The sequence below is a fragment of the Vibrio atlanticus genome (assembly GCF_024347315.1).
GTDB classification, from domain to species: domain Bacteria; phylum Pseudomonadota; class Gammaproteobacteria; order Enterobacterales; family Vibrionaceae; genus Vibrio; species Vibrio atlanticus.
In genome coordinates this window covers 1,217,387-1,242,503 of sequence record NZ_AP025461.1, presented here as the reverse complement: position 1 = coordinate 1,242,503, position 25,117 = coordinate 1,217,387, and the positions used below count along the sequence as shown (strand labels likewise).

General features: G+C 43.1%; 22 protein-coding genes and 5 pseudogenes. 17 read left to right on the top strand and 10 right to left on the bottom strand.

The window, feature by feature from the left end; genetic code table 11:
• The first annotated feature begins 59 nt into the window (after window positions 1-59).
• The 7 genes and pseudogenes from OCV30_RS21265 (at window position 60) to OCV30_RS21235 (ending at window position 6,328) form a co-directional block, all read left to right on the top strand.
• Window positions 60-1,439 carry a D-serine ammonia-lyase gene (locus OCV30_RS21265; RefSeq protein ID WP_065678434.1) on the top strand — a complete coding sequence of 460 codons (1,380 nt, stop codon included), beginning with the start codon at window positions 60-62 and terminating at the stop codon, window positions 1,437-1,439.
• Window positions 1,440-1,608: 169 nt separating this feature from the next.
• Window positions 1,609-2,437: pseudogene (locus OCV30_RS21260) on the top strand (hypothetical protein).
• 288 nt (window positions 2,438-2,725) lie between these two features.
• Complete coding sequence (locus OCV30_RS21255; protein ID WP_065678427.1) at window positions 2,726-3,094, top strand: YbbD-related protein; 369 nt, start codon at window positions 2,726-2,728, stop codon at window positions 3,092-3,094.
• Between the two features lie 123 nt (window positions 3,095-3,217).
• Window positions 3,218-3,595, top strand: a complete 378-nt coding sequence (locus OCV30_RS21250) for a VOC family protein (RefSeq protein ID WP_065678428.1) — start codon at window positions 3,218-3,220, stop codon at window positions 3,593-3,595.
• A 133-nt stretch (window positions 3,596-3,728) separates the two neighbouring features.
• Entirely contained in the window at window positions 3,729-4,208 is a 480-nt protein-coding gene (locus OCV30_RS21245; RefSeq protein WP_065678429.1) for a hypothetical protein, read from the top strand.
• Between the two features lie 359 nt (window positions 4,209-4,567).
• Entirely contained in the window at window positions 4,568-5,428 is an 861-nt protein-coding gene (locus tag OCV30_RS21240; protein ID WP_017097908.1) for a delta-class carbonic anhydrase, read from the top strand.
• A gap of 273 nt (window positions 5,429-5,701) precedes the next feature.
• Window positions 5,702-6,328 (top strand): LysE family translocator, encoded by a 627-nt coding sequence (locus tag OCV30_RS21235; RefSeq protein ID WP_017099433.1) that lies wholly within the window; start codon window positions 5,702-5,704, stop codon window positions 6,326-6,328.
• Between the two features lie 102 nt (window positions 6,329-6,430).
• On the opposite strand, the gene OCV30_RS21230 is transcribed toward OCV30_RS21235, so the two are convergent.
• Window positions 6,431-7,813 carry an MATE family efflux transporter gene (locus OCV30_RS21230; protein ID WP_065678430.1) on the bottom strand — a complete coding sequence of 461 codons (1,383 nt, stop codon included), beginning with the start codon at window positions 7,811-7,813 and terminating at the stop codon, window positions 6,431-6,433.
• A 399-nt stretch (window positions 7,814-8,212) separates the two neighbouring features.
• On the opposite strand from OCV30_RS21230, the gene OCV30_RS21225 reads away from it, so the two are divergent.
• The 4 genes from OCV30_RS21225 (at window position 8,213) to OCV30_RS21210 (ending at window position 11,669) form a co-directional block, all read left to right on the top strand.
• The gene (locus OCV30_RS21225; protein WP_167351942.1) at window positions 8,213-9,421 is read left to right on the top strand and encodes a hypothetical protein; all 1,209 of its coding nucleotides are present in this window, start codon (window positions 8,213-8,215) and stop codon (window positions 9,419-9,421) included.
• 191 nt (window positions 9,422-9,612) lie between these two features.
• Window positions 9,613-10,104 carry a hypothetical protein gene (locus OCV30_RS21220; protein ID WP_065678432.1) on the top strand — a complete coding sequence of 164 codons (492 nt, stop codon included), beginning with the start codon at window positions 9,613-9,615 and terminating at the stop codon, window positions 10,102-10,104.
• Window positions 10,101-10,796 (top strand): hypothetical protein, encoded by a 696-nt coding sequence (locus OCV30_RS21215; protein ID WP_065678433.1) that lies wholly within the window; start codon window positions 10,101-10,103, stop codon window positions 10,794-10,796. The genes OCV30_RS21220 and OCV30_RS21215 overlap by 4 nt, the downstream gene beginning before the upstream one ends.
• A 147-nt stretch (window positions 10,797-10,943) precedes the next feature.
• The gene (locus tag OCV30_RS21210; RefSeq protein ID WP_049843906.1) at window positions 10,944-11,669 is read left to right on the top strand and encodes a hypothetical protein; all 726 of its coding nucleotides are present in this window, start codon (window positions 10,944-10,946) and stop codon (window positions 11,667-11,669) included.
• Window positions 11,670-11,930: 261 nt separating this feature from the next.
• On the opposite strand, the gene OCV30_RS21205 is transcribed toward OCV30_RS21210, so the two are convergent.
• On the bottom strand, window positions 11,931-12,983 hold the full coding sequence (locus OCV30_RS21205) for an IS91 family transposase (RefSeq protein WP_261879043.1): 1,053 nt from the start codon (window positions 12,981-12,983) through the stop codon (window positions 11,931-11,933).
• Complete coding sequence (locus OCV30_RS21200; RefSeq protein ID WP_261879042.1) at window positions 12,980-13,867, bottom strand: tyrosine-type recombinase/integrase; 888 nt, start codon at window positions 13,865-13,867, stop codon at window positions 12,980-12,982. The genes OCV30_RS21205 and OCV30_RS21200 overlap by 4 nt, the downstream gene beginning before the upstream one ends.
• A 323-nt stretch (window positions 13,868-14,190) precedes the next feature.
• Here OCV30_RS21200 and OCV30_RS21195 point away from each other — a divergent pair, with 323 nt between their 5' ends.
• Window positions 14,191-14,541, top strand: coding sequence for a cupin domain-containing protein (locus OCV30_RS21195; protein WP_054776241.1), 351 nt, complete (start codon window positions 14,191-14,193; stop codon window positions 14,539-14,541).
• Window positions 14,542-14,844: 303 nt separating this feature from the next.
• Here OCV30_RS21195 and OCV30_RS21190 read toward each other — a convergent pair whose 3' ends face one another.
• Complete coding sequence (locus tag OCV30_RS21190; RefSeq protein WP_261879043.1) at window positions 14,845-15,897, bottom strand: IS91 family transposase; 1,053 nt, start codon at window positions 15,895-15,897, stop codon at window positions 14,845-14,847.
• Window positions 15,894-16,781 (bottom strand): tyrosine-type recombinase/integrase, encoded by an 888-nt coding sequence (locus OCV30_RS21185; protein WP_261879042.1) that lies wholly within the window; start codon window positions 16,779-16,781, stop codon window positions 15,894-15,896. Before OCV30_RS21185 ends, OCV30_RS21190 begins: the two co-directional genes overlap by 4 nt.
• 280 nt (window positions 16,782-17,061) lie before the next feature.
• Between OCV30_RS21185 and OCV30_RS21175 the strand changes: the two genes are divergently transcribed.
• On the top strand, window positions 17,062-17,358 hold the full coding sequence (locus OCV30_RS21175) for a hypothetical protein (protein ID WP_050650569.1): 297 nt from the start codon (window positions 17,062-17,064) through the stop codon (window positions 17,356-17,358).
• A 275-nt stretch (window positions 17,359-17,633) separates the two neighbouring features.
• Here OCV30_RS21175 and OCV30_RS21170 read toward each other — a convergent pair.
• A pseudogene (locus OCV30_RS21170) lies at window positions 17,634-18,686 on the bottom strand (IS91 family transposase).
• On the bottom strand, window positions 18,683-19,570 hold the full coding sequence (locus OCV30_RS21165; protein ID WP_261879041.1) for a tyrosine-type recombinase/integrase: 888 nt from the start codon (window positions 19,568-19,570) through the stop codon (window positions 18,683-18,685). The pseudogene OCV30_RS21170 and the gene OCV30_RS21165 overlap by 4 nt, the downstream one beginning before the upstream one ends.
• A gap of 226 nt (window positions 19,571-19,796) precedes the next feature.
• On the opposite strand from OCV30_RS21165, the gene OCV30_RS21160 reads away from it, so the two are divergent.
• Window positions 19,797-20,570 carry an NERD domain-containing protein gene (locus OCV30_RS21160; RefSeq protein ID WP_065678972.1) on the top strand — a complete coding sequence of 258 codons (774 nt, stop codon included), beginning with the start codon at window positions 19,797-19,799 and terminating at the stop codon, window positions 20,568-20,570.
• A 254-nt stretch (window positions 20,571-20,824) separates the two neighbouring features.
• Here the strand turns inward: OCV30_RS21160 and OCV30_RS21155 are convergent.
• A pseudogene (locus OCV30_RS21155) lies at window positions 20,825-21,322 on the bottom strand (IS91 family transposase); the annotation flags it as partial.
• A gap of 53 nt (window positions 21,323-21,375) precedes the next feature.
• A pseudogene (locus tag OCV30_RS21150) lies at window positions 21,376-21,612 on the bottom strand (IS110 family transposase); the annotation flags it as partial.
• A 184-nt stretch (window positions 21,613-21,796) separates the two neighbouring features.
• Here OCV30_RS21150 and OCV30_RS21145 point away from each other — a divergent pair.
• Together OCV30_RS21145 and OCV30_RS21140 are read left to right on the top strand one after the other, a co-directional pair.
• Window positions 21,797-22,108: a type II toxin-antitoxin system HigB family toxin gene (locus OCV30_RS21145; protein ID WP_065678974.1), complete on the top strand. Its 312-nt coding sequence runs from the start codon at window positions 21,797-21,799 to the stop codon at window positions 22,106-22,108.
• The gene (locus OCV30_RS21140; protein WP_065678975.1) at window positions 22,105-22,533 is read left to right on the top strand and encodes a helix-turn-helix domain-containing protein; all 429 of its coding nucleotides are present in this window, start codon (window positions 22,105-22,107) and stop codon (window positions 22,531-22,533) included. The genes OCV30_RS21145 and OCV30_RS21140 overlap by 4 nt, the downstream gene beginning before the upstream one ends.
• A 257-nt stretch (window positions 22,534-22,790) precedes the next feature.
• On the opposite strand, the gene OCV30_RS21135 is transcribed toward OCV30_RS21140, so the two are convergent.
• Window positions 22,791-23,678, bottom strand: a complete 888-nt coding sequence (locus tag OCV30_RS21135; RefSeq protein ID WP_065678976.1) for a tyrosine-type recombinase/integrase — start codon at window positions 23,676-23,678, stop codon at window positions 22,791-22,793.
• Between the two features lie 163 nt (window positions 23,679-23,841).
• Here OCV30_RS21135 and OCV30_RS21130 point away from each other — a divergent pair.
• Window positions 23,842-24,891, top strand: a pseudogene (locus OCV30_RS21130) (IS3 family transposase); the annotation flags it as partial.
• Window positions 24,892-25,117: the final 226 nt, after the last annotated feature.

Sequence of the window (25,117 nt, the reverse complement as noted above, 5' to 3'; positions counted from 1 at the left end):
CCGTTTTAATAGGCTCAAAACCAAATGTTTGTAAGAGCGTAGATTGCTGTGTACCAGAGATGATGGCGCTATACCAGAGAAGGTCACCCATGACTGAATTGAACGCCAAAAGTGAATTAAATATAGACAAGCTTACCAACGATTTCCCGTTGTTAAAACAACTTATAGCGCTAGAAGAAGTGAGTTGGTTTAACCCAAACATCACGACGTTGGAGCAAGGTTTACCTTATGTGGGGTTAAGCGAACAAGACATTCAAGATGCAAGCTTGCGATTACAAAGGTTTGCCCCTTATCTGGCGAAGGCATTCCCTGAAACACAAGTGACCAATGGCATTATTGAGTCTGAGCTTATTGAAATTCCAGCGATGAAATCAGTATTGCAAGCGCATTATCAGCAGCCTATCAAAGGGCGTTTGATGATGAAAAAAGACAGTCACTTGCCGATTTCAGGTTCAATCAAAGCCCGTGGTGGTATTTATGAAGTACTAACGCATGCCGAGAAGCTTGCCATTGAAGCTGGGTTACTGTGTGAGAGCGATGACTACAGTAAGTTACTCGAACCTGAATTTCGTGACTTCTTTAAACAATACAGTATTGCGGTAGGGTCCACGGGTAACTTAGGCATGTCGATTGGCATCATGAGTGCCAAGTTAGGCTTTACAGTGTCGGTTCACATGTCTGCTGATGCGAGAGCGTGGAAGAAAAACAAACTGCGTGAGCATGGTGTCAATGTGGTCGAATACGAGCAAGATTATGGCGTTGCAGTAGAACAAGGTCGCAAAGAAGCAGAACAAGATTCACGATGCTTTTTCATTGATGATGAAAACTCACAAACCCTGTTCCTTGGCTACTCGGTGGCGGGGCAAAGACTAAAGCAACAGTTTGAACAGCAGCAGATTCTGGTCGATGAAGACCATCCACTATTCGTTTACTTGCCATGTGGAGTCGGTGGCGGCCCCGGTGGTGTGGCATTTGGCTTGAAGGTGGCTTTTGGTGACCATGTACACTGTATTTTTGCTGAGCCGACCCATTCGCCTTGTATGTTGTTGGGTGTCCATACCGGCTTGCATGACGAAATCGCAGTCCAAGATCTCGGTATTGATAATCTAACCGCAGCAGACGGGCTTGCAGTTGGCCGTGCTTCTGGTTTTGTTGGTCGAGCTATGGAACGTTTACTCGACGGCTATTACACGTTAACCGACGAACGTATGTATCAATTGTTAGGTGAACTGAACCAAGTGGAGGGTATTCAATTGGAGCCTTCAGCACTCGCGGGTATGCCGGGTGTGATTCATGTTGAACAGAATAGAGAATACCTTGCTCGTCTAGATATTGATGAGTCGGTACTAGCCAATGCCACACATCTTGTATGGGCGACTGGCGGAGGCATGGTGCCAGAGCAAGAAATGGCAGCGTATTTAGCTAAGTCATCGGTGTAAATTGGATAGAAAGACGGATGATTGATGAGTTGAAACGAAGCAATAAGTTACGCAGATCGTTATCTCAAACACAGATTTTATAAATTAGGCTTCATAGGTGTTCTAACTATCAGTTAGGTTGAGTGGCATTCAATTTGATAGGGATAGAGTGATGCAAGCAGATAAAACGATTCAATCTGATAAACAAGTAGAAACGCTACAGCCAAATACACTAACTCCAAACACACCAGAAAAACTCTTACAGCGTTTAGATGCCATTGGGGAATCTTTGAAAGCTTCTGGTAAGGCGCATGCCTTATTGGGGTTAGGTTCTGTTGGCATTGAAACGGAGCGATTGGATCGATATTCCGACGTTGATTTCTTTGCGATAGTCCAAGAAGGGCACAAACAATACTTCTTAGACAGCTTGCATTGGCCCGATTTCAGATAATAAGTGCGACATTCTTCCAATCGACTATGCCGTAAGGAACACCATCGATGGCTACAAAGTACTTTATGCCGATGGAATATTCTGTGAGTTTGCGGTATTCGAACCACACGAATTAGCGCATATTCCATTTGCTGAAGGTCGCATTGTTTGGCAGGAAGCCGACTTTGATACTCAGTGCTGTGCGCCACTTGAAAAAGGTGTCGCTGAAGCGAATTCTCAAGAGTGGATCATCGGCGAGGCGTTAACCAATCTTTATGTGGGCATGAGCCGATATAATCGCGGTGAGAAGCTTTCTGGCTCTCGCTTTGTTCAATCTTACGCGCTTGATCGTCTAATCGATCTTGTCGATCAAACTGAAACGTCTGAGCCAGAATTCGTTGATGAATTTATGTCGGACAGAAGGCTAGAGGCGCGTTTCCCTCAATTTGCTAAGTTATTGCCAACGTTCACACAAGGCTATGACAGAACGGCGGAATCGGCACTCGCGCAATTGGCGTTTTTGAATACGCACTTTTCAGTCAATCAAGCCATGTGTGACCGAATCATCGGCCTGTGTACGCGCCTATAACGCGCTAATCCTAAGCTCTATTCCCGGGTGTAGATCCCCCGTATTATTTGGCCGATAGCGATACTTTCAACAGGCCAAACATCGAGTATATGAAAGGGCAATTACTTGATTATAAAAAGTTTACAATACTAAGGAATTTAGCCACTAATTACTGGCTTGGATGTAAATAAAGTCAATTGATTTGAATGGAAATTGCAATTGATTTATAAAATCATTTTTATGAATGATTTTTGAGACTTGTGTAGCTAAGCTCGGTCTCAAAACCTATATTAAAGTCATGGTAATTGAATGAAAATTAACGTTTTACTCCCTTTGCTACTTCCAGCTTTGGTCTTGTTGTCTGGTTGTTCAGATGTGGTAAGCAGTGAATATTCGACGTATGAAAAAGCCAAAGAAGAGCGCTTGTTCGACAGAGGCTGGTTACCCGATATTCTGCCTGAATCCACTTTGAATATTAAAGTCAGCAACGATCTTGATAGTAATACGTCAGAAGGGAGTTTCATCATCAATGAACCTGCGTTATCGGAATTCATTGCGACGCTAAAGCCGACGAAATCGACCGATGAATTTCACTTCATCGAAGGCGAGAATATATGGGTGTTTAAGGTAGGTGATGATAGTTTAGTTTCCTACACGCTCAGTAAGCGCGAAGGCTAAGTTCAGTAATTCCAACCTACATTGCTGTTATGAGTTATGTGGGTTGTCGAATGACATTGTTCATCAACACGCCCTAGCCACCGCCAATAAGCCCTTATCACTTTTAGTTACAGGAAGGTAATGATGGAAATCAGTCAGTTGGATCATTTGGTATTAACCGTTAAAGACTTAACCGTGACGGTGGATTTTTATCAGCGCGTGTTAGGCATGAAACCCATCCAATTCGGTGAAGGCCGCTTGGCGTTGTCGTTCGGCAATCAAAAGATAAACCTTCACCAATTCGGTAATGAGTTCGAACCAAAGGCTAGATGTGTGCAAGTCGGCGGTGCGGATCTATGTTTTATATCTAACACGCCTCTCGTTGAAGTTATTGAGCTCGTTGAGAGCCAAGGCGTTGTAATAGAGGAAGGCCCAATAGCTAGAACAGGTGCGATGGGAAAGATTCAATCTATTTATATTCGAGACCCTGACGGTAACTTGATTGAGATTTCAAATTACTAGATTTGAGTCTTAAATTGCTTCCGCTTACGATCGCCTTAATCCTTAATCCTTAATCCTTAATCTCTGGCACTGGATATGGGAATTCAAATAAACTACAATCGAACAATGTTTTATTGAAGTCATATTTATCATTATGGTGAGACACTTACTCACATTCATCGTTAGCCTGTTTTTTTTAACCGCTTGCTCTTCAACGAGTAATAATCAGCTAGACGACAATACATTGAGCAACGAAGACGCAATGTCGAAAAGCTTGGAAGAAGAGAGTAATATCGATGTCGCAATTGATACAAGTGCTGAGACCAACGTTGAACCTTCCCATGAATCGTTCGTTAATCATCAACCAATAACTGATCATGAATCAAACTCAAACCTTGATTCAAATAAAGACATGATAACTCGCGCCAATGCAGAGCCAGAATCTGTGGAACCCTCTCAAATAGCAGCGACGGAAACAACTGAAAGCGATGCTAACAGTAGCGGTGAAAAAGGCATCGGAAGCTATTTTATTCGTCATAACCAACCGACTAAGACCGTGATTAAATCACTAGAGGGCGTGACAGATGCATTAAACGTCATGACGTTTGGGATATTTGCCACCGGTAATGGTTAAACCGTTAACCAAGAACACCAATCTAATAGATAGAATGAGACGTGAAGGCGAGCCAAGTGGTTCGCCTTTTTGATCTTACAAACCTTGTCGTTGTTGCATTTTATATGCATTGATCGCTTATCAAGCCGCTGAGTCAGGGGACAGTTAACAAAGTAGGAAATTACTCGTTCTGGAAGGGAGTAGCCGTATTTACTGTGTTTGACTTGTTCTATACATCGAGGGTTCTAATACTCATCCCAAAGTAAGCAATGAAATCTAATCTTACAAAGACAACTCTTATACTCACTTGTGAGCATAGTAATATATTTGCCGCTACATCCGGTGTTTAGGTTTTATTATCAATATTCTAGGGAAGAAATATGAACAACAAGAGTGTGTTTTTAAGCGTCGCGATGGTGATGTTATCTGCTCAAGCAAATGCATCTGACGTAATCCATGAAGCTGTCTCAGATGGTGTTATCGCAAAACAAAGAGCGAAGCTTTCTGAAAATACCCAAGGGCAAGGTTTTGGCCCGCAAGCCCCACGAGATTTGGGTTCATTGAAAGGAACAAATACCAGACTGTTTTCGGATGCACCAGATTCAACAGCCATGAATTTATGTAATATTCACTTCCATAAAAACGCTGAGCACAAAGGTGGTGAGTTTACCCAATACGCTGGTAATGGTGATGGAAAGGGCTTCCAAAGTGGCTTTAAGTACACTGGTAAGTTGAGTTCAGCTGAGCTGAAACCATTTGAGGGCAAGGTTTGTCCGAGCGATCATGGCTCTTTGCATTCCGGCGACACCATTGAAGTTCACTATGTTTATTCAACGGCGCAAGTTGAACCGGGTGAAACACTGGGCGCTTGTTTTAACGATGCAATTACCAACCCGCAACTGCGTGTAGAAACCCAAGTTTATGTATTAGTAAATGATGACAAAGCACTCGATTTCGAAGCATTGACTAAGCACTCTAAAGTGGATGGTTTGCACCAAGCAACCAACATTCCACAAAATACGGGTTCAGCGATTCAATATGCAGGTTCTACAACGGGTCCTGGTTACAATGAGAAAGGTTCACCTTTCCAAGTAACATGGAGCGTTAGACCACAAGTCGCGAAAGTAAATATCGCGACAGTGGGTAGCTGGTGTGAAGGTAATGACTTTAACGAAGACCACGCCCACGGTGTAAGAAATATAGTCGTAAACCCAGAGTTACTGTCTCCAATCGCTAACTAATCTTGTCACGTTGATTTTCTATCATTGTTTTCGAAGGCGAGCCTCTAGGTTCGCCTTTTTTGTGTCTTAACGAAAAACACTTTGGTGACTGGTTCAAGTTCAAGTTTAAGTTTATGTTTGGGGCTGGTGGGGCTGGTGGGGAAATTACGTGTCACACTTATTCAAAACATGAGTTGTGTTAAACGCGCTTAGTCAAAAATGTTCTTTACCCGAATCGAAACTCCATGATACGTTCATGATCAATTATGTTCGGTTATAGATAAGGACAGTCTAATGTCACTAGAAGGTGCGATTACATTCTTTATTGCCATGTTTATATTTGGTATTACTCCGGGGCCTGGCGTATTTGCCATTTTAGCTCGAGGCATGGTTAATGGTTGGCGAAAGTGCATCACGCTATCGTTAGGTATGATTTGCAGTGACCTTATTTATCTTGCGCTTGCCTGTTTTGGCCTAGCGACGATTGCTGAGAACTGGTCGTTTGCTTTTGAGGTGATTCGTTACCTTGGTGCTGCTTATCTGATTTACTTGGGCTACAAGATGTTTAAGAGCCTACCTGAAGTGCAAGGTTCAGCGGAGCTCGCTGCCAAACAAAGTCAGAAATCAGAACTCGCTAGTTTCGCGCAAGGCTTTTTGATTTCAGCCTCAAACCCGAAAGTGATTCTGTTCTATATTTCATTCTTGCCGACGTTCATTGACCTGACGGTTTTACGTTCACAAGATATCGTCTTGGTTTCTGTTTTAGCGGCGGTTGCTCTGATGTCCGGTTTAATGCTGATTGCGATGGGGGCTGGCAGAATGGCGAGTTTACTTAAAACGCCACGCGCACATAAACGACTAAATCAAAGTGCTGGTGGAATAATGATTGCGGCTGGTTCATATTTGGCGATAAACAGATAAATACAGTCCAATTTAAAAAGAAAAAGCGCGTTATTGCCTAGTGGCAGTAACGCGCTTTTTTGTATTTACTTTCCGGTGTGGTATTGGCTTACAAGTCCAGTATTATCGAATTACTGCGTTAATTGAAGGCAGTAAATCGCGCTTCTTAATCACGTATCGTAAGCGAATTAACATCAGCGTCGCTGAAACGCTCAAGCCCGTTAGAATACCAATACAAAAGCCTTCTTCACCCATTGCTGGAACAATGTGGTCTGTTAGCCCGAGCACCATGCCCAGTGGCAGTGCCAAGCCCCAGTATGAAGCGATGGCTAACATCATCGGGATCTTAGTATCTTTATAGCCACGCAGTGCGCCGTTAGCAGAGGTTTGCAGAGCATCACTGAATTGATACATAGCAGTAAAGGTCAACAATACCGCTGCTGTCGCACTTATTGCAGGGTCGGTAGTGTAGAGCCTAATGATCCACTCAGGGAATAACAGGAACACCGCAACCGAAAGCAACGATATGAACGCTGCCACTAGGATACCGACTTTACTGCGCTCAATTGCGCCTAGTTCGTCTTTCTCACCCAAAGCGTGACCAACACGAATCGTAATACCAAACGAGATACTCATCGGAATCACGTAAGTCAGGCTCGAAATGTTAAGTGCAATTTGCGCGGCTGCCACGTTCTCTGCACCAATACGACCAATCATCAACGCGATAACCGCAAAGATACTGCCGCACACCGCGATGTTCATGCCGATAGGTAAACCTAATCTTAGAAGGTGAAGCATCTCTTTTGCTTTTGGCTTTGCATCTGAAAAGTTGATGATGGTCTTGTAGTGGTGATGACCTTTAATGTAGGAATACAGCATTCCCGACATTAGCCAATACACTAAGCTAGTCGCCCAGCCACAGCCTACAGCGCCCATTTCAGGGAAGCCAAACTTGCCGTAGATAAGCACGTAGTTGACCGGAATATTCACCAACAAACCAACCACCGAAATGATCATCGGTACTTTGGTGTTGTTCATACCCTCACAAAAGCCATTCAAGGTGTAAAACAGGGCAATACCCGGCACACCGAAGGCTAGGGCAAACGCATAGTCGCTACCAATTGGAATGATCTCAGAGGCAACCCCAATCCACTCTAAGATCGGTTTCGCACTCACTAAGTAAGCGATGAGCAAGACGCTAGCAATTAATGCCAACCAAACCATTTGGAAGAACTCAATAGAGATACTTTGAAAGTCACGTGCGCCGCGGTGGTAAGCGACTACAGGCGTTAGCGCCATAATCACGCCACGAAGTAGCAGCAACACAGGAATCCAAAGGCTAGTACCCAGTGCAATAGCGGCGAGATCGGCAGGGCTTACTTGGCCAGCCATTGTCGTATCGACAAATCCCATCGCTTGGGTCGCTATTTGAGTCAAAATGATAGGAACCGAAAGATGCATAAGCGCACCCGATTCACGAGTAAAAGGACGAAGTTTCGTTAGCATGGAAGTTCACAACATCAATATAAATACACGAATGATGGCAGGATGGCCGGTGTGCATTTTAGGATGTGCCCCGTTGGGCGGGCGACAATATAAACACCTTACCGTATAGGGTCAAGCATTGGATTTATAGGGGCTAATTTGCTCTGGAAGAACGCTAGATTTGCATGGTGTTAGATACTGTTTCTATGTACATAACCTGATGATTTTAATGTGAATCATGCTAGATAGAAAGTTTCTATATTTGCTTGTTGAATTTCAATGTACACATCATAAGTCACTGTTATGGATGAACTAAATTTAGTACAATTGATGGCATAAGAAACTAGATAGAAAAATTCTATATTTAAATGCAGAATTTTTCTGTCTAAGAACTGTTATATTTTTTAAGGGAGTATGAGTTTGTTATTTGATAGTAAAGAGGAACTTTACGAGTATTTATCGCATAGTGACCTTTTCGGCCTAGATAGTGAATATTCTTATAGAAGCAGGATATTAGTTGAAAAATTTAGTGCTCGAGGTCTTGATCTAAATAGATGGTGGGTTATGACAGGACATGATTGGACTTGTCCTTGTTGTAAGCGTAATAAAGAAAAATTAGTAAGGTTAAATAAACATAATTACCTGACTGGGCATTTACATGAACATCATGACCATATGTCTGATTATGTTGAACAGAAGTTTACTGAGATATCTGAATCAATGGAAACTGTCGTTGCAGATAGAATGGCAGAGAGATTTATTAAAAGAACAGCTTTTGCACTTACTGCTTATGATCGAACTGTTATTTGTTCTGACTGTAATTCATCTGATGGAGATGCAAAAAAGGAATTGTGTTTACCGAAGGAATTTTCATTTTCACCAAATGAAATATCATCATTTATTCACGTTGTGCCAAATAAGAAACATATTATAAATAAAGAAAAGGCTATGTTAGCTTGGCAGCAATGTGAACCTATGTTTAAAGCTCGCCAGAGATTAGTATCAGAAATAGCGAGTCTAGCGGCAACAAACACCCATTGGTATCAACCATCGGAACAAACATCGAGATATATCGAGTCTTGTGCTGAGAATAAGATGAAAGTTTGGGGTATTAATAAAATGGGAGTCCTCCCTCATGAACAAGTACTATACTCAACAAATAAATTTTCTGGAAATTCAGATTCATGGCGCAGGAATAGAGAATTTAAATATTTAAATCCACCGACTGAAGGGCAAGTTGCACATCTTGCTGCGGTTAGGGGGCAAAATTGGAATGAGGCTAGTTTAAACTGGTTTTGTGAAGGTTGTGGGCGCTCAAAATTTCAATGTGTAAGAAAATCGAATAAAGGTGAATGGTCATTTAATTACTATGTGTCTAAAGAAATGTTCCACGAAGGAGGGCAAAGTACGAGACACACAATATGTTCTGATTGTGGAGATACGTTGAAACATTTGGGTAAAGAGGCAAAAGATATTGCTGATGTTGATTATATCATTGGGAGTTCAATAATTACGCTTGAAGAATTGAGATCTATAATACAAGTCTACCCACACAGTAAACATATGATAAATAATGTAATAGCTGATAATTTATTGCCAACGTTAGTTTTACGAGCAAAAAAAATATAACAAATGCATCAACACGATTTGCTACATTCGGCATTCTAGGTTTCTTTGAGTTTACCGTGTTAAGTGGTAAATTTGGGCTTAATCTGCATAGTAGCAAACGTGTTATGCAGGCGTTAGCTGCTACTAATATCTTTTAGTTAAAAAATAATAATGGTATGATACTAACTGTTTGTATTTATTATGTATTGATTATGATTTCATCAGAAGTAATAAAAGGTGGTATTTCAAGCCTTTCTCAATCTGTTCTCGCAAATGGCAGTTGGCTCTTTCCTGTATGCCTGCTTGCAGCTAGCTTCATGGTTAAGTGGTGTTGGTGTAGAAAAGCGGTTTCATTAAATTTTTATAAATTATTAATGACATTGCCAATAGAAATTAAGTTAACGTCGTGTACGTTTATTTTAGCTTCTTTAATATTAAATCCAAATGAATCATTTGGATTTAATGCAATATTCGTATTCTGTATTATCGCACTTATGGTATCTATTGGTTTTTATAACCATTTAGATATCGACGGTTTAGATTCTTGTTTAAATGGAAAAGTACATGCGTACTTTATTTTTTCTTTAATTGCATCAATTTTAATGCTTGTAGTGTCTATATCAGTAATGCAAGCATACGAAAAAAAAGCAGATACAGTTATCGTAAAAGAGTTAACATCGAAAGTTGAGGAGCTAAGTCAATGATTGATTCCTATGAGATATTGGTGACAAGTTTTATTACATCTATACCAATCATTGCTGTGGCTTTGATTTTTTATTTTCTATTTAAAAATGCATTTCATAGTTATATAAAGATGAAATCGTATGAAAGCGACAAGTATAGACTTGACTTAGAAAGTGAAATTTATAAGTTAAACAAAAAAATCTCTTCCACAGAAGAACGATTTAACAGCGCAAATAAACTTATTATAGAGGGTAATACTAAATCTAGTATTGCAGGTACTGATTTCTTAGAAAGAATTGGTGCTGACAAGAATATGTCAATTAAAGACAAGTCAGTGTTCGTATTAACACCTTTAAACCCTGATTTTAACGAAGATTTTGAGTGGGTTGAAAATGCTTTTAGAAAGCATAAATATGTCTGTTCGAAGGGGAATGATGTTAAGGTACAAAGTAATTTACTCTCACATATAATAAAGGAGATGTTAGCATCTAAATTTGTAGTTGCTAATATTGGTGGGCGTAACCCTAATGTATTTTATGAACTAGGTATAGCACACGCCCTTGGAAAAGATGTTATCTTAATTTCTAGATCTGTCGATGATATTACATTTGATCTATCTTCATCACAAATAATTATATTTAATACCGAAGAACAATTATCCTCATCGATCGATGAGTGGTTAGTTTCTACTCTAGAGTCCAAAATTAGTTAGTATTAGCAGCTAACAAATGCATCAACACGATTTACTACACTCGGCATCTCAGGTTGTCGGGTGTTTCTCGTTTTAAGGCGTCAATATTAAGTATAATTGCATAGTAGTAAACGTGTTATGCAGGCGTTAAATTCATAGAGGAATATCGTGGTATCTCAAGCATTTTGGTATGCGCTAAAGCAAAATATGCTAGTAAGCTTACTTGCCTTTATAGCGCTTGCAGTCGTAATTTTGTTGGATGTTGTGTTTTTTGATGTCACAGAGCTCTTTCCTGGAGGTGCAGAGCTTGCAGATATTATCAGTAACTTATCTATGTCGGTCGTTGCTGGGTATATTTTTTATATAATGACATCGGTTAAACTTGAAGCAGATAGAATTAACAAATCGAAAGAAATAGCGAAGAAGATTGTTGGTTCAGTTAGAAACCAAACTGTTTTAATGTTTCGAGTCTTAGCTGAGCAACCTCATGAAAAGTTCACCACTTTTCCCTCCGAAGATGAGTTATCAGGTTACTTGAACAACAAAACGTTTGTTACCAAAGTTAAAGGTACGCGATATATTGACGGAAATGGTGTTGTACACGAGCGTGACCTTCACTTTTATCTGTTTAATGACTTTCCTCCAAAGGCGTTACACTTGCAGAGTTCATTGTCAGCATATCTCGACTTTCTTGACCAAGATATGCAAGTTGCATTTTACAAACATTTCAACTCAAATTTTTTTGACAACTTCGCTGATCCGACCGTCGCGATAGTCTTAAATGGGCGCAGCAACAATATTTCGGATTTCACAAATTGTTTTTTCGTCCTAAGGCAAACCACTTTGGACTTAGTTGAATCGTATGAAAGGGTCTACGGTACGCTAGAAAAATGAATTTAACTAATAAGGATTAAGGTGTTGCGTAGCCAACACTAAATCCCAAGTGTTGAACAAGCCCGAAGCCACTTTATTAAGTAAATTGTACGATTGAACTTGAAGGGCACATCGCTTTGAGGCTTTTCTCAAGGCGAGCGAGGTCAAGATAAGGTTGCGATAGCAATCTTATCAACCAGTTAGCTGTTTTTCGTTTCTTTCGTTGTCACATCTCCTCTGTTTTCGTCAATGCCATTCTCCTTATTATCCAATGCCTTTCGGCTAGGTGGGTCGGCTTACTCCAACACATGCCATTTCATGTGCACAGCAAGGGCATACTCGTATCGCTTTGCTCCTTATCGGTGCTGTCACTGGCGGCATCATATAGAGTAGGTTCAACAGCAACAGCTGAATACGAACTCTTAAGGCGTGTGCTTGACCACGTAAAAATCCGTAGTCTCTTACTCGCTGTAACCCTTTGGGGAGCACGTGCTGCAAAATGAGCAGCAAGAACTTAAGGATGGGCAAAGTGCGCGTTCGCCATGTATTGGTTTGGCTCTCTTTATAGCGGAACGTGACCGTATCATCGGTGATATGGATGATGTCTTCATCAGGCAACACACCACGATAGAGATAGCGAGCTAAATAGCTCAGTGCAGCCTGACCATAACCAACCTGCCTACAATCGACCACCCATTGTTTGGGAATGCCACTCGGCAGCCACAACGTTGGGTGCTGATTAATTGCTTCTAGCATTCTTGCTCGCCAGACTTTGGCTAAAGCAAATGCGTTAAAAAGGTAACGTTTGTTGCCTTTGTGCCACGTTTGTCTTGATGGGTCGTATTGGCCTGCCGCCACAATAATGTGCAGGTGTGGGTGCAAGTTTCGCTGTCGGCTGTGGGTATGCAGCACAGCGGTAAAGCCCAACTCGCCTTGCATCTGTCTTTTCGCAAAATCCTTTAAAACCCCCGATGCCACCTTAAACATACCGTTATATGTCGCTCTAGGTTGATGTCTTGCTAAGACTCTTAGTTGATACGGCAAAGTGAAGGTCACCATGAAATAGTGAACAGGTAACCGCTTTTGCTGCTGACGTTGTAGCCAGTCAGAAGTGGTGCGTTGTTGGCATTGAGGGCAGTGTCGGTGACCACAAGAAAGCGGTAATCGGTCGTCGTGATGGCAGTGGCTGCAAAACCACTGTGACCGACCTTGTTGCTCTGTTTTGCAACGGAGCATCGCCGCAATGGCCCGATGCATATCGCCATTGAGCTGCGCATGATAGTGACGCTTAAGCGTAGAGTGGTGTTGGCGAAGCAGTTCAATAAAGGTACTCATGTAATGCTCCCCGTTAAGTCTAGAGCGTCAGTTAAATGGTTGATGGCCATCGCAGCATCGCGTTGTTTTAGCGCAGTCATTCGGGTGTAACGGGCTGTGGTATTAAGGCTTGCGTGACCCAGCAGCGTTTGCAGTGAACGCAGGTCAAGCCCTTGCTCAAGCAAGTGCGTTGCAAAGCAGTGTCTGAGAGAGTGGGGGCTGGCGTGTTTTTGGATGTCACACTCTTTGAGCACAAGCTTCATGGTTTTTTGAATACCGCCTCTGTCCATCGGTGCGTCGTTACCTTTTCCAAGCCCGGGAAACAGTAAGCGAGGGTGCTTGTGGCTGAGCCAGTGTGTGCGGAGTGCCTTAAGCGTTCGCAGAGGAAGCGGCACCATTCGGTCTTTGCCGCCTTTTCCTTCGCGTATGTGAACCCGCATCGTTTGGCTGTCGATATCGTGAACCGTGAGATTGAGCCCTTCACCAAGGCGTAATCCCATGCTGTAAAGAGTTAAGAAGAAGACTTGATAACGGGCTTGTCGCGTGTGGTTAATCAGTGAGCTGACTTGTTGCGGTGTGAGTATGTCGGGCAGTCGTTTCACTTGTGGCGGCTTCACGATATTGAGCCACTCCCACTGTTTACCCAGTGTGTAGCGATAGAAAAACTGCAAGCCATTACGATCGAGTTTAATGGTGCTCCACGAGTGGGTTTGGATGAGAGAAGCGAAGAACTGTTTAAGGTCATTGGTGGTTAACGTATCAGGGACTCGATCAAAATGTGCGGTGATCCGACGAACCGCACGAGAATAGGCATCAATGGTCGCGGGTCGTTTACCTTGCAGCTTTAGGTTGGTAAGGTGTTGTTCATAAAGGGCGTTGTAGCGTTCTAAGTCGGTGGCATTCATAAGTTACTCCTGTCAACGACCATCAGGGTGATGGTGTTACAAGAGTATGGCTTGCACTCGCTTTACTCTGCCGCGCAGCGGCTTCGTTCAACAAATGCATCAACACGATTTGCTACACTCGGCGTTGTCAGTTTGCCTTTAGTTTCAGTGGTTAAGGCAGTAAAATTCAGTTAAGTCTGTATCGTAGCAAACGTGTTATGCAGGCGTTATGGTAATTTTTGTGACATTTTCTGTGTGGTTTTGGTAGAGCGTAAACTGTTTTTAATTTAACCTCTTAGCGGTAAGAAATATTATTAATTGGACAAGAATAGAAAGGGATAGCAATGATTCGTAATTTCTACAACTGTGATAAAGAAGTTGATAACAATAGCCATGATGGTGTTGGCTCTATTGATATTTACCGTGCCTTTAGACGTAAAGATTTTGATGGTGCTTGGGACTTTGCTATTCGTGTCATTATGCCGCCAGGTAGTTCAATGGGGGAGCATTCTCACGAAGATGATGAAGAAATGTATATAATCCTCAAAGGTGAAGGCTCAATGATTATTGAGGGTGAAACTAAACGAGTTATTGCTGGCGATATGATTGTGAATAAACGTTTTGGTACTCATGGCTTATTAAATAATTCTGCCGAAGACATTGAATTGCTAATCATCCAAGCAAGTTTAAAGTAATTGTTGTTATATTGCTCATTTCAGTTAGGTGCAAGACAATCACCATAACTAATAAGGATTAAGGTGTTGCGTAGCCAACACTAAATCCCAAGTGTTGAACAAGCCCGAAGCCACTTTATTAAGTAAATTGTACGATTGAACTTGAAGGGCACATCGCTTTGAGGCTTTTCTCAAGGCGAGCGAGGTCAAGATAAGGTTGCGATAGCAATCTTATCAACCAGTTAGCTGTTTTTCGTTTCTTTCGTTGTCACATCTCCTCTGTTTTCGTCAATGCCATTCTCCTTATTATCCAATGCCTTTCGGCTAGGTGGGTCGGCTTACTCCAACACATGCCATTTCATGTGCACAGCAAGGGCATACTCGTATCGCTTTGCTCCTTATCGGTGCTGTCACTGGCGGCATCATATAGAGTAGGTTCAACAGCAACAGCTGAATACGAACTCTTAAGGCGTGTGCTTGACCACGTAAAAATCCGTAGTCTCTTACTCGCTGTAACCCTTTGGGGAGCACGTGCTGCAAAATGAGCAGCAAGAACTTAAGGATGGGCAAAGTGCGCGTTCGCCATGTATTGGTTTGGCTCTCTTTATAGCGGAACGTGACCGTATCATCGGTGATATGGATGATGTCTTCATCAGGCAACACACCACGATAGAGATAGCGAGCTAAATAGCTCAGTGCAGCCTGACCATAACCAACCTGCCTACAATCGACCACCCATTGTTTGGGAATGCCACTCGGCAGCCACAACGTTGGGTGCTGATTAATTGCTTCTAGCATTCTTGCTCGCCAGACTTTGGCTAAAGCAAATGCGTTAAAAAGGTAACGTTTGTTGCCTTTGTGCCACGTTTGTCTTGATGGGTCGTATTGGCCTGCCGCCACAATAATGTGCAGGTGTGGGTGCAAGTTTCGCTGTCGGCTGTGGGTATGCAGCACAGCGGTAAAGCCCAACTCGCCTTGCATCTGTCTTTTCGCAAAATCCTTTAAAACCCCCGATGCCACCTTAAACATACCGTTATATGTCGCTCTAGGTTGATGTCTTGCTAAGACTCTTAGTTGATACGGCAAAGTGAAGGTCACCATGAAATAGTGAACAGGTAACCGCTTTTGCTGCTGACGTTGTAGCCAGTCAGAAGTGGTGCGTTGTTGGCATTGAGGGCAGTGTCGGTGACCACAAGAAAGCGGTAATCGGTCGTCGTGATGGCAGTGGCTGCAAAACCACTGTGACCGACCTTGTTGCTCTGTTTTGCAACGGAGCATCGCCGCAATGGCCCGATGCATATCGCCATTGAGCTGCGCATGATAGTGACGCTTAAGCGTAGAGTGGTGTTGGCGAAGCAGTTCAATAAAGGTACTCATGTAATGCTCCCCGTTAAGTCTAGAGCGTCAGTTAAATGGTTGATGGCCATCGCAGCATCGCGTTGTTTTAGCGCAGTCATTCGGGTGTAACGGGCTGTGGTATTAAGGCTTGCGTGACCCAGCAGCGTTTGCAGTGAACGCAGGTCAAGCCCTTGCTCAAGCAAGTGCGTTGCAAAGCAGTGTCTGAGAGAGTGGGGGCTGGCGTGTTTTTGGATGTCACACTCTTTGAGCACAAGCTTCATGGTTTTTTGAATACCGCCTCTGTCCATCGGTGCGTCGTTACCTTTTCCAAGCCCGGGAAACAGTAAGCGAGGGTGCTTGTGGCTGAGCCAGTGTGTGCGGAGTGCCTTAAGCGTTCGCAGAGGAAGCGGCACCATTCGGTCTTTGCCGCCTTTTCCTTCGCGTATGTGAACCCGCATCGTTTGGCTGTCGATATCGTGAACCGTGAGATTGAGCCCTTCACCAAGGCGTAATCCCATGCTGTAAAGAGTTAAGAAGAAGACTTGATAACGGGCTTGTCGCGTGTGGTTAATCAGTGAGCTGACTTGTTGCGGTGTGAGTATGTCGGGCAGTCGTTTCACTTGTGGCGGCTTCACGATATTGAGCCACTCCCACTGTTTACCCAGTGTGTAGCGATAGAAAAACTGCAAGCCATTACGATCGAGTTTAATGGTGCTCCACGAGTGGGTTTGGATGAGAGAAGCGAAGAACTGTTTAAGGTCATTGGTGGTTAACGTATCAGGGACTCGATCAAAATGTGCGGTGATCCGACGAACCGCACGAGAATAGGCATCAATGGTCGCGGGTCGTTTACCTTGCAGCTTTAGGTTGGTAAGGTGTTGTTCATAAAGGGCGTTGTAGCGTTCTAAGTCGGTGGCATTCATAAGTTACTCCTGTCAACGACCATCAGGGTGATGGTGTTACAAGAGTATGGCTTGCACTCGCTTTACTCTGCCGCGCAGCGGCTTCGTTCAACAAACTGTTTAAGAGTGATTCGCAACGCGTGGCATTTTTACTATGCGTTGCGTTTAGTGTTTAAGGTGGTATGCGGGAGCTTCAGTATAGCGTTACTCACACCTTAACAGGGCGTTATAACTCTCGTTCAATTTAATATTATTATGGGTCTTTACTCTGTATAATCCCTTAATTATTCTAGGGGGATTTATGAGTTCATTTTTAAAACAGAAATATATATTGGTCGCGGTTGCTTTGTTTTCTTTAACAAGTAGCTCAGTATTTGCCGATATGTTTCAACCTAGCCATTCGTGTTCAAAACCATACAAACCTTATCAGTTTAATCATCAGTACGAAGTAGATAACTTCAATGAGGATGTTCGACGTTATAAAGAATGTATCAATGATTTTGTTGAAGAACAAAATGATGCAGTACGTAAGCACTCAAACGCTGCTGAAGAAGCAATTGATGACTGGAATAACTTTGTAAGCTATGAGCTGAACTAGGTGTGAGTTCAGAGTTATAACAAATAAGGATTAAGGTGTTGCGTAGCCAACACTAAATCCCAAGTGTTGAACAAGCCCGAAGCCACTTTATTAAGTAAATTGTACGATTGAACTTGAAGGGCACATCGCTTTGAGGCTTTTCTCAAGGCGAGCGAGGTCAAGATAAGGTTGCGATAGCAATCTTATCAACCAGTTAGCTGTTTTTCGTTTCTTTCGTTGTCACATCTCCTCTGTTTTCGTCAATGCCATTCTCCTTATTATCCAATGCCTTTCGGCTAGGTGGGTCGGCTTACTCCAACACATGCCATTTCATGTGCACAGCAAGGGCATACTCGTATCGCTTTGCTCCTTATCGGTGCTGTCACTGGCGGCATCATATAGAGTAGGTTCAACAGCAACAGCTGAATACGAACTCTTAAGGCGTGTGCTTGACCACGTAAAAATCCGTAGTCTCTTACTCGCTGTAACCCTTTGGGGAGCACGTGCTGCAAAATGAGCAGCAAGAACTTAAGGATGGGCAAAGTGCGCGTTCGCCATGTATTGGTTTGGCTCTCTTTATAGCGGAACGTGACCGTATCATCGGTGATATGGATGATGTCTTCATCAGGCAACACACCACGATAGAGATAGCGAGCTAAATAACTCAGTGCAGCCTGACCATAACCAACCTGCCTACAATCGACCACCCATTGCTTGGGTATGCCACTCGGCAGCCACAACGTTGGATGCTGATTAATGGCCTCTAGCATTCTTGCTCGCCAGACTTTGGCCAAAGCAAACGCGTTAAAAAGGTAATGCTTGTTGCCTTTGTGCTACGTTCGCCTTGATGGGTCGTATTGGCCTGCCGCCACAATAATGTGCAGGTGTGGATGCAAGTTTCGTTGTCGGCTGTGGGTATGCAGCACGGCTGTAAACCCAAGTTCACCTTGCATCTGTCTTTTCGCAAAGTCCTTTAAAACCCCCGATGCCACCTTAAACATACCGTTATATGTCGCTCTAGGTTGATGTCTTGCTAAGACTCTTAGTTGATACGGCAAAGTGAAGGTCACCATGAAATAGTGAACAGGTAACCGCTTTTGCTGCTGACGTTGTAGCCAGTCAGAAGTGGTGCGTTGTTGGCATTGAGGGCAGTGTCGGTGACCACAAGAAAGCGGTAATCGGTCGTCGTGATGGCAGTGGCTGCAAAACCACTGTGACCGACCTTGTTGCTCTGTTTTGCAACGGAGCATCGCCGCAATGGCCCGATGCATATCGCCATTGAGCTGCGCATGATAGTGACGCTTAAGCGTAGAGTGGTGTTGGCGAAGCAGTTCAATAAAGGTACTCATGTAATGCTCCCCGTTAAGTCTAGAGCGTCAGTTAAATGGTTGATGGCCATCGCAGCATCGCGTTGTTTTAGCGCAGTCATTCGGGTGTAACGGGCTGTGGTATTAAGGCTTGCGTGACCCAGCAGCGTTTGCAGTGAACGCAGGTCAAGCCCTTGCTCAAGCAAGTGCGTTGCAAAGCAGTGTCTGAGAGAGTGGGGGCTGGCGTGTTTTTGGATGTCACACTCTTTGAGCACAAGCTTCATGGTTTTTTGAATACCGCCTCTGTCCATCGGTGCGTCGTTACCTTTTCCAAGCCCGGGAAACAGTAAGCGAGGGTGCTTGTGGCTGAGCCAGTGTGTGCGGAGTGCCTTAAGCGTTCGCAGAGGAAGCGGCACCATTCGGTCTTTGCCGCCTTTTCCTTCGCGTATGTGAACCCGCATCGTTTGGCTGTCGATATCGTGAACCGTGAGATTGAGCCCTTCACCAAGGCGTAATCCCATGCTGTAAAGAGTTAAGAAGAAGACTTGATAACGGGCTTGTCGCGTGTGGTTAATCAGTGAGCTGACTTGTTGCGGTGTGAGTATGTCGGGCAGTCGTTTCACTTGTGGCGGCTTCACGATATTGAGCCACTCCCACTGTTTACCCAGTGTGTAGCGATAGAAAAACTGCAAGCCATTACGATCGAGTTTAATGGTGCTCCACGAGTGGGTTTGGATGAGAGAAGCGAAGAACTGTTTAAGGTCATTGGTGGTTAACGTATCAGGGACTCGATCAAAATGTGCGGTGATCCGACGAACCGCACGAGAATAGGCATCAATGGTTGCGGGTCGTTTACCTTGCAGCTTTAGATTGGTAAGGTGTTGTTCATAAAGGGCGTTGTAGCGTTTTAAGTCGGTGGGATTCATAAGTTACTCCTGTCAACGACCATCAGGGTGATGGTGTTACAAGAGTATGGTTCGCACTCGTTTTACTCTGCCGCGTAGCGGCTTCGTTCAACTATCAATAAAAGTGGGATTCAGCACGCTTGGCACTTTTGGTTTGGGTCTAGTTCCGTGTTTACGGTGATCTAATCAAATATTGTGGTAGCGTGCTTCACACCTTAATTGGGCGTTAGTTGAATAAGGAAGTTTCGTGGATATATTAGGATTACTATCAGGTGCTTTGGCTCAAGTCTGGTATGTTGTACCTTTGCTACTTGTTGTCTCGATATTCAAGAGTCGGTGGTTTAAAGGTGTATTCGGAGAGTTTTTAGTAAACAAATTGTTGTCGCAGTTGCCTGCGTCAGATTACACATTAATCAAAGATGTAACTTTACCCACAGAAGAAGGCACAACACAAATTGATCACGTTGTTGTCTCTAAGTTTGGTATTTTCGTTGTTGAAACTAAGAATATGAAAGGTTGGATCTTTGGCTCAAAAAGTCAAAAGCAATGGACTCAAAAAATCTATCGTCATACGTCTAAATTCCAGAACCCTCTTCATCAAAATTATAAACACGTCAAAACCCTAGAGTCATTATTGAGTATTGATTCATCTAAGTTGCATTCGGTCATCGTTTTTATCGGTGATAGTACGTTTAAGACAGATATGCCTAATAATGTTACTTACGCGCGAGGTTGCTTGGATTACATTAAGCAGTATATACAGCCTGTATTTTCAGATACTGAGTACGTTCAAATTATCGAAGCGATAACCGAAGTTAAGCTCAAAAAAGGCGTTGTTACTGACCTAAAGCATAGGAAACACGTTAGAGAGTTGGTCGCTTCAAAGGAAAATCTAAAGCAATGTTCACGTTGCGGCTCTGAAATGGTTGTCCGTGAAACAAAGCGTGGGGAAAATAAAGGTAAACAGTTTTGGGGTTGCTCGTCTTTTCCTAAATGTAGGTCCGTGGAAGAATTCAACTAACAAATATGGATTAAGGTGTTGCGCAGCCAACACTAAATCTCGAGTGTTGAACAAGCCCGAAGCCACTTTAGTAAGTAAATTGTACGATTGAACTTGAAGGGCACATCGCTTTGAGGCTTTGCTCAAGGCGAGCGAGGCCAAGGTAAGGTTGCGATAGCATTCTTATCAATCAGTTAGCTGTTTTTCGTTTCTTTCGTCGTCACATCTCCTTTGTTTTCGTCAATGCCATTATCCTTATTTTCGATGCCTTTCGGCTACATGGGTCGGCTCACTCCAACGCACGCCATCTCATGCTCACAGCAAGGGCATATTCGTATTGCTTTGGTCCTTATCGGTGCCGTTAGCGGCGGCATCATATAGACCAAGTTCAATAACAACAGCTGAATACGAACTCTTAAGGCGTGCGCCTGACCACGTAAAAATCCGTAGTCTCGTACTCTCTGCAACCCTTTGGGCAGCACGTGCTGCAAAATGAGCAGCAAAAACTTCAGAATGGGCAAGGTGCGCGTTCGCCATGCATTGGTCTGGCTCTCTTTATAGCGGAAGGTGACCGTATCATCTGTGATACTGATGATGTCTTCATCAGGCAGCACACCGCGATAGAGATAGCGAGCCAAATAGCTCAACGCAGCCTGACCGTATCCCACTTGTCTACAATCGACCACCCATTGTTTGGGAATACCACTCGGCAGCCACAACGTTGGGTGTTGATTAATGGCCTCTAGCACTCTTGCTCGCCACACTTTGTTAAGCTGCCACGACGAGTTTTACCTCCACTGGAGTTTTCTGTTGGAACGAGTCCAGGGCTCGTCATTAAGCGATAAGTCCAGTAACCACATGGTCCTGTTTCATAGACAAAGTGCAGAGTGGCTTTTGGATACTTGGATTGCAGCTGTTTGGTCAATTTAATCAATGCGGACTTATTCGATTTAATACAGCCAAGGTGTTGTGGATTTGCCTCACGATGTTCTTATAACACAGCGATTTGAATAAATGACTTATGCATATCTAAGCCAATGAAAATTATGCTATCTTTATTCATGCTAGCCTCCAAAATTTAGTTGTTTGACACACTAATTATGGCTATGGTTTTAAGCTAACCCACGATATTGGAGGCTAGCACCTTTCGTGGGGGTCATTATGTCTAAACGCTTCTTTGTAAATTCACAGCTTGTGAACTTGGTTTGTAGGTGCTATATTCACATATAGTGAACTTAGAGGTGTTTATGCACGTAATATCAAGAAAACCATTTAGTGATGCAGCGAAAAAATATCCGAATGATGCTGGGGCAATTGATGCACTATATAAATCATTAAAAAATAATAACTTTTCAAATCCACTGGATATGAAAAATGTTTACCCAAGCTTAGATAACTTTAAGTATAAAGATAAATGGTATGTTCTTGATATCGGTGGGAATAATTTACGTTTAATGACCTTTATCGAATTTCGAGATAATAGAATGTTTGTTAAGCATATTGTTCCTCATGCAGAATATGACAAGTTATGTGCCAAATACGTAAAGGAGTCGAAATGAAAAATTTTAATCAAGTTAAATCAACAGCATTACAACTATTTTCAATGGCTAGTTTTGTTGGTCATATTTCAACAGAAGAAGAATATGCTGAAGCCTTGGAGTTAATGGAAGATCTTATTGAAGAATACGATATTTACAAACCATTAATTGAGGTTTTGGAAGTATCTATTGAGCGTTGGGAAGACCGTGCAGATGAATTTGCAGAGTTTAATTCCCGTATTGAGAATTTAGATGATGGAGTGGCAACACTGCGTGTATTAATGGATCAGTATCAACTTAAAGCTGATGACCTAAAAGATGTAATTGGTGGTAAAAGTTTGGTTTCAATGATCCTTAACGGTTCTCGCAAACTAACAAAAGAGCATATTCAAGCTATTTCATCTAAATATAATATCAGCCCTGCATTGTTTTTTGGCTGCGTTTAACAAATAAGGATTAAGGTGTTGCGCAACCAACACTAAATCCCGAGTGTTGAACAAGCCCGAAGCCACTTTATTAAGTAAATTGTACTATTGAACTTGAAGGGCACATCGCTTTGAGGCTTTTCTCAAAGCGAGCGAAGCTAAGATAAGGTTGCGATAGCAATCATATCAATCAGCTCGATGCATATCGCCATTTATCTGCGCATGATAGTGATGCTTAAGCGCACGATGATGCTGGCGAAGCAGTTCAATGAAAGTACTCATTTTATGCTCCATGTTAAGTCTAGATCATCCGTTAATTGGTTGATGGCCATTGCCGCATCACGCTGCTTTATCTGAGTCATTCGGGTGTATCGTGCCGTGGTGTTGAGGCTTGCATGACCGAGCAGTGATTGCAGTGAACGCAGGTCGACTCCTTGCTCAAGTAAGTGCGTTGCGAAGCAATGTCTGAGTGAATGAGGACTCGCATGCTTTTTGATACCACACTCTTTAAGTACAAGTTTCATCGTTTTTTGAATTCCGCCACGGTCCATGGGGGTGTCGTGACATGTACCAAGTCCAGGAAATAAGTAGCAAGGATGCTTATGGGTAAGCCAGTGCGTGCGGAGTGCCTTAAGCGTTCGCTGCGGAAGCGGCACCATTCGGTCTTTCCCGCCTTTTCCTTCGCGTATGTGAACCCGCATCGTTTGGCTGTCGATATCGTGAACCGTAAGGTTGAGCCCTTCACCAAGACGTAACCCCATGCTGTAAAGAGTTAAGAAGAAGACTTGATAACGGGTTTGTCGCGTGTGGTTAATCAGCGAGCTGACTTGTTGCGGTGTGAGTATGTCAGGCAGTCGTTTTACCTGTGGCGGCTTCACGATATTGAGCCACTCCCACTGTTTATCGTGCGTGTAGCGATAGAAAAACTGCAAGCCATTACGATCGAGTTTAATGGTGCTCCACGAGTGGGTTTGGATAAGAGACGCAAAGAACTGTTTGAGATCGGCCGTGGTTAACGTGTCAGGAACGCGATCGAAATGATCGGTGATCCGACGAACCGCACGAGAATAGGCATCAATAGTCGCAGGGCGTTTACCTTGCAGTTTAAGGTTGGTAAGGTGTTGTTCATAAAGGGTGTTGTAGCGTTTTAAGTCATCGGGTTTCATGGGGTTACTCCTGTGAACGACCATCAGGGTGATGGTGTTACAAGAGTATGGTTCGCACTCGTTTTACTCTGCCGCGTAGCGGCTTCGTTCAACAAGCAATTTAAGAGGGATTCTGTAGTTGACCCGATCTAGTGGACACCTTCAATTGTAATTGGAGGTGATTATGCCAGCTTATAAATCAGGTAAAAAAGCTCAACAATATCTTACGGAATTTAAGGTAACTGCTGTCCGACTTTCGCTTCGAGAAGGAGCTACAGTTAAAAGCGTGGCGCTATCATTAAATATCCACCCTTATATGCTTTCTAAATGGCGAAAGGACTATAGAGAAGGGGTTATTATGGAAGATAAACGTAAGAAAAGGACTCAGATCCCGAGTCAGAAAACGGAGTCGAGTCGAATTGCAGAGCTTGAACGTCAGAATGAACAACTTAAGCTCGAGAATGACTTGCTAAAAAAGTGGCAACGATTCGTTGCCCAAGAAAATCGACAAAATTCCGATTCATAGCCCATTACAAAACACGTTATTCCATAGTATTGATGTGCCGTTTTTTATCTGTTTCTAAGTCGGGTTACTACGCATGTCTTGGTAGAGAGCCAAGCCGCTACGATCAAGAAGAGCAGGCTTTGAAGAAGCTAATAATTAAAGTGTTTTCTCAGAGTCGAGAGACCTACGGTAGTCCAAGGATTCATGCAGAGCTTAAGCGCCAAGGAGTTTTGGTTAACCGCAAGCGTGTGGCTCGGATCATGAGAGAGCAAGGACTACGAGCGCGAAGTTATCGGATTTACCTAAGGATGGCCAAGCTACATCGGTTTTATCAATCGATTAAGAATATTAAAAAAGACACACCAAAACCAACGGCAGTTAATCAACAATGGTCTGGAGATCTAACGTATATAAAGCAACGTAAACGTTGGATGTATCTTGCGGTCGCTATCAGTCTTTACTCGCGTAAAATCATCGCTTGGTAGCAAGAAAAGTACACAGCTAACGATGAGTTAGATGAGAATGGCCATTAGAAATCGAAAACCACAAGAGCGGTTATTATTTCATACCGACAGAGGCTCTGAATATCGAGCACATGAAGTTCAAGCTTTATTATCAAAAAATGGAATTGTCCCAAGTATGAATCGTCCAGGTCATTGTACTGATAATGCGGAGGTGGAGTCGTTCTTTCATACGCTCAAAGGCGACATAATTAGGAAATATAGCTACGTGGCATTTTTGAACTCCCTCGAAGTAAATTCTTACTGTTTTGCATAGTAAACTAGTTGCTCTTAGCCTATTGGCTTTACAATGCCAATTAGGAGTGGATATGTTCAAGTGCCCAAACTGCGCAGAGCCCTTGACTGTGAGGGATAAGTTTAAATTCATCCCTGGCAAACTAATAAAATGCAAAAAGTGTTGTCATGAGTTAAAGCTCTTCAAGGTCTATTATTAT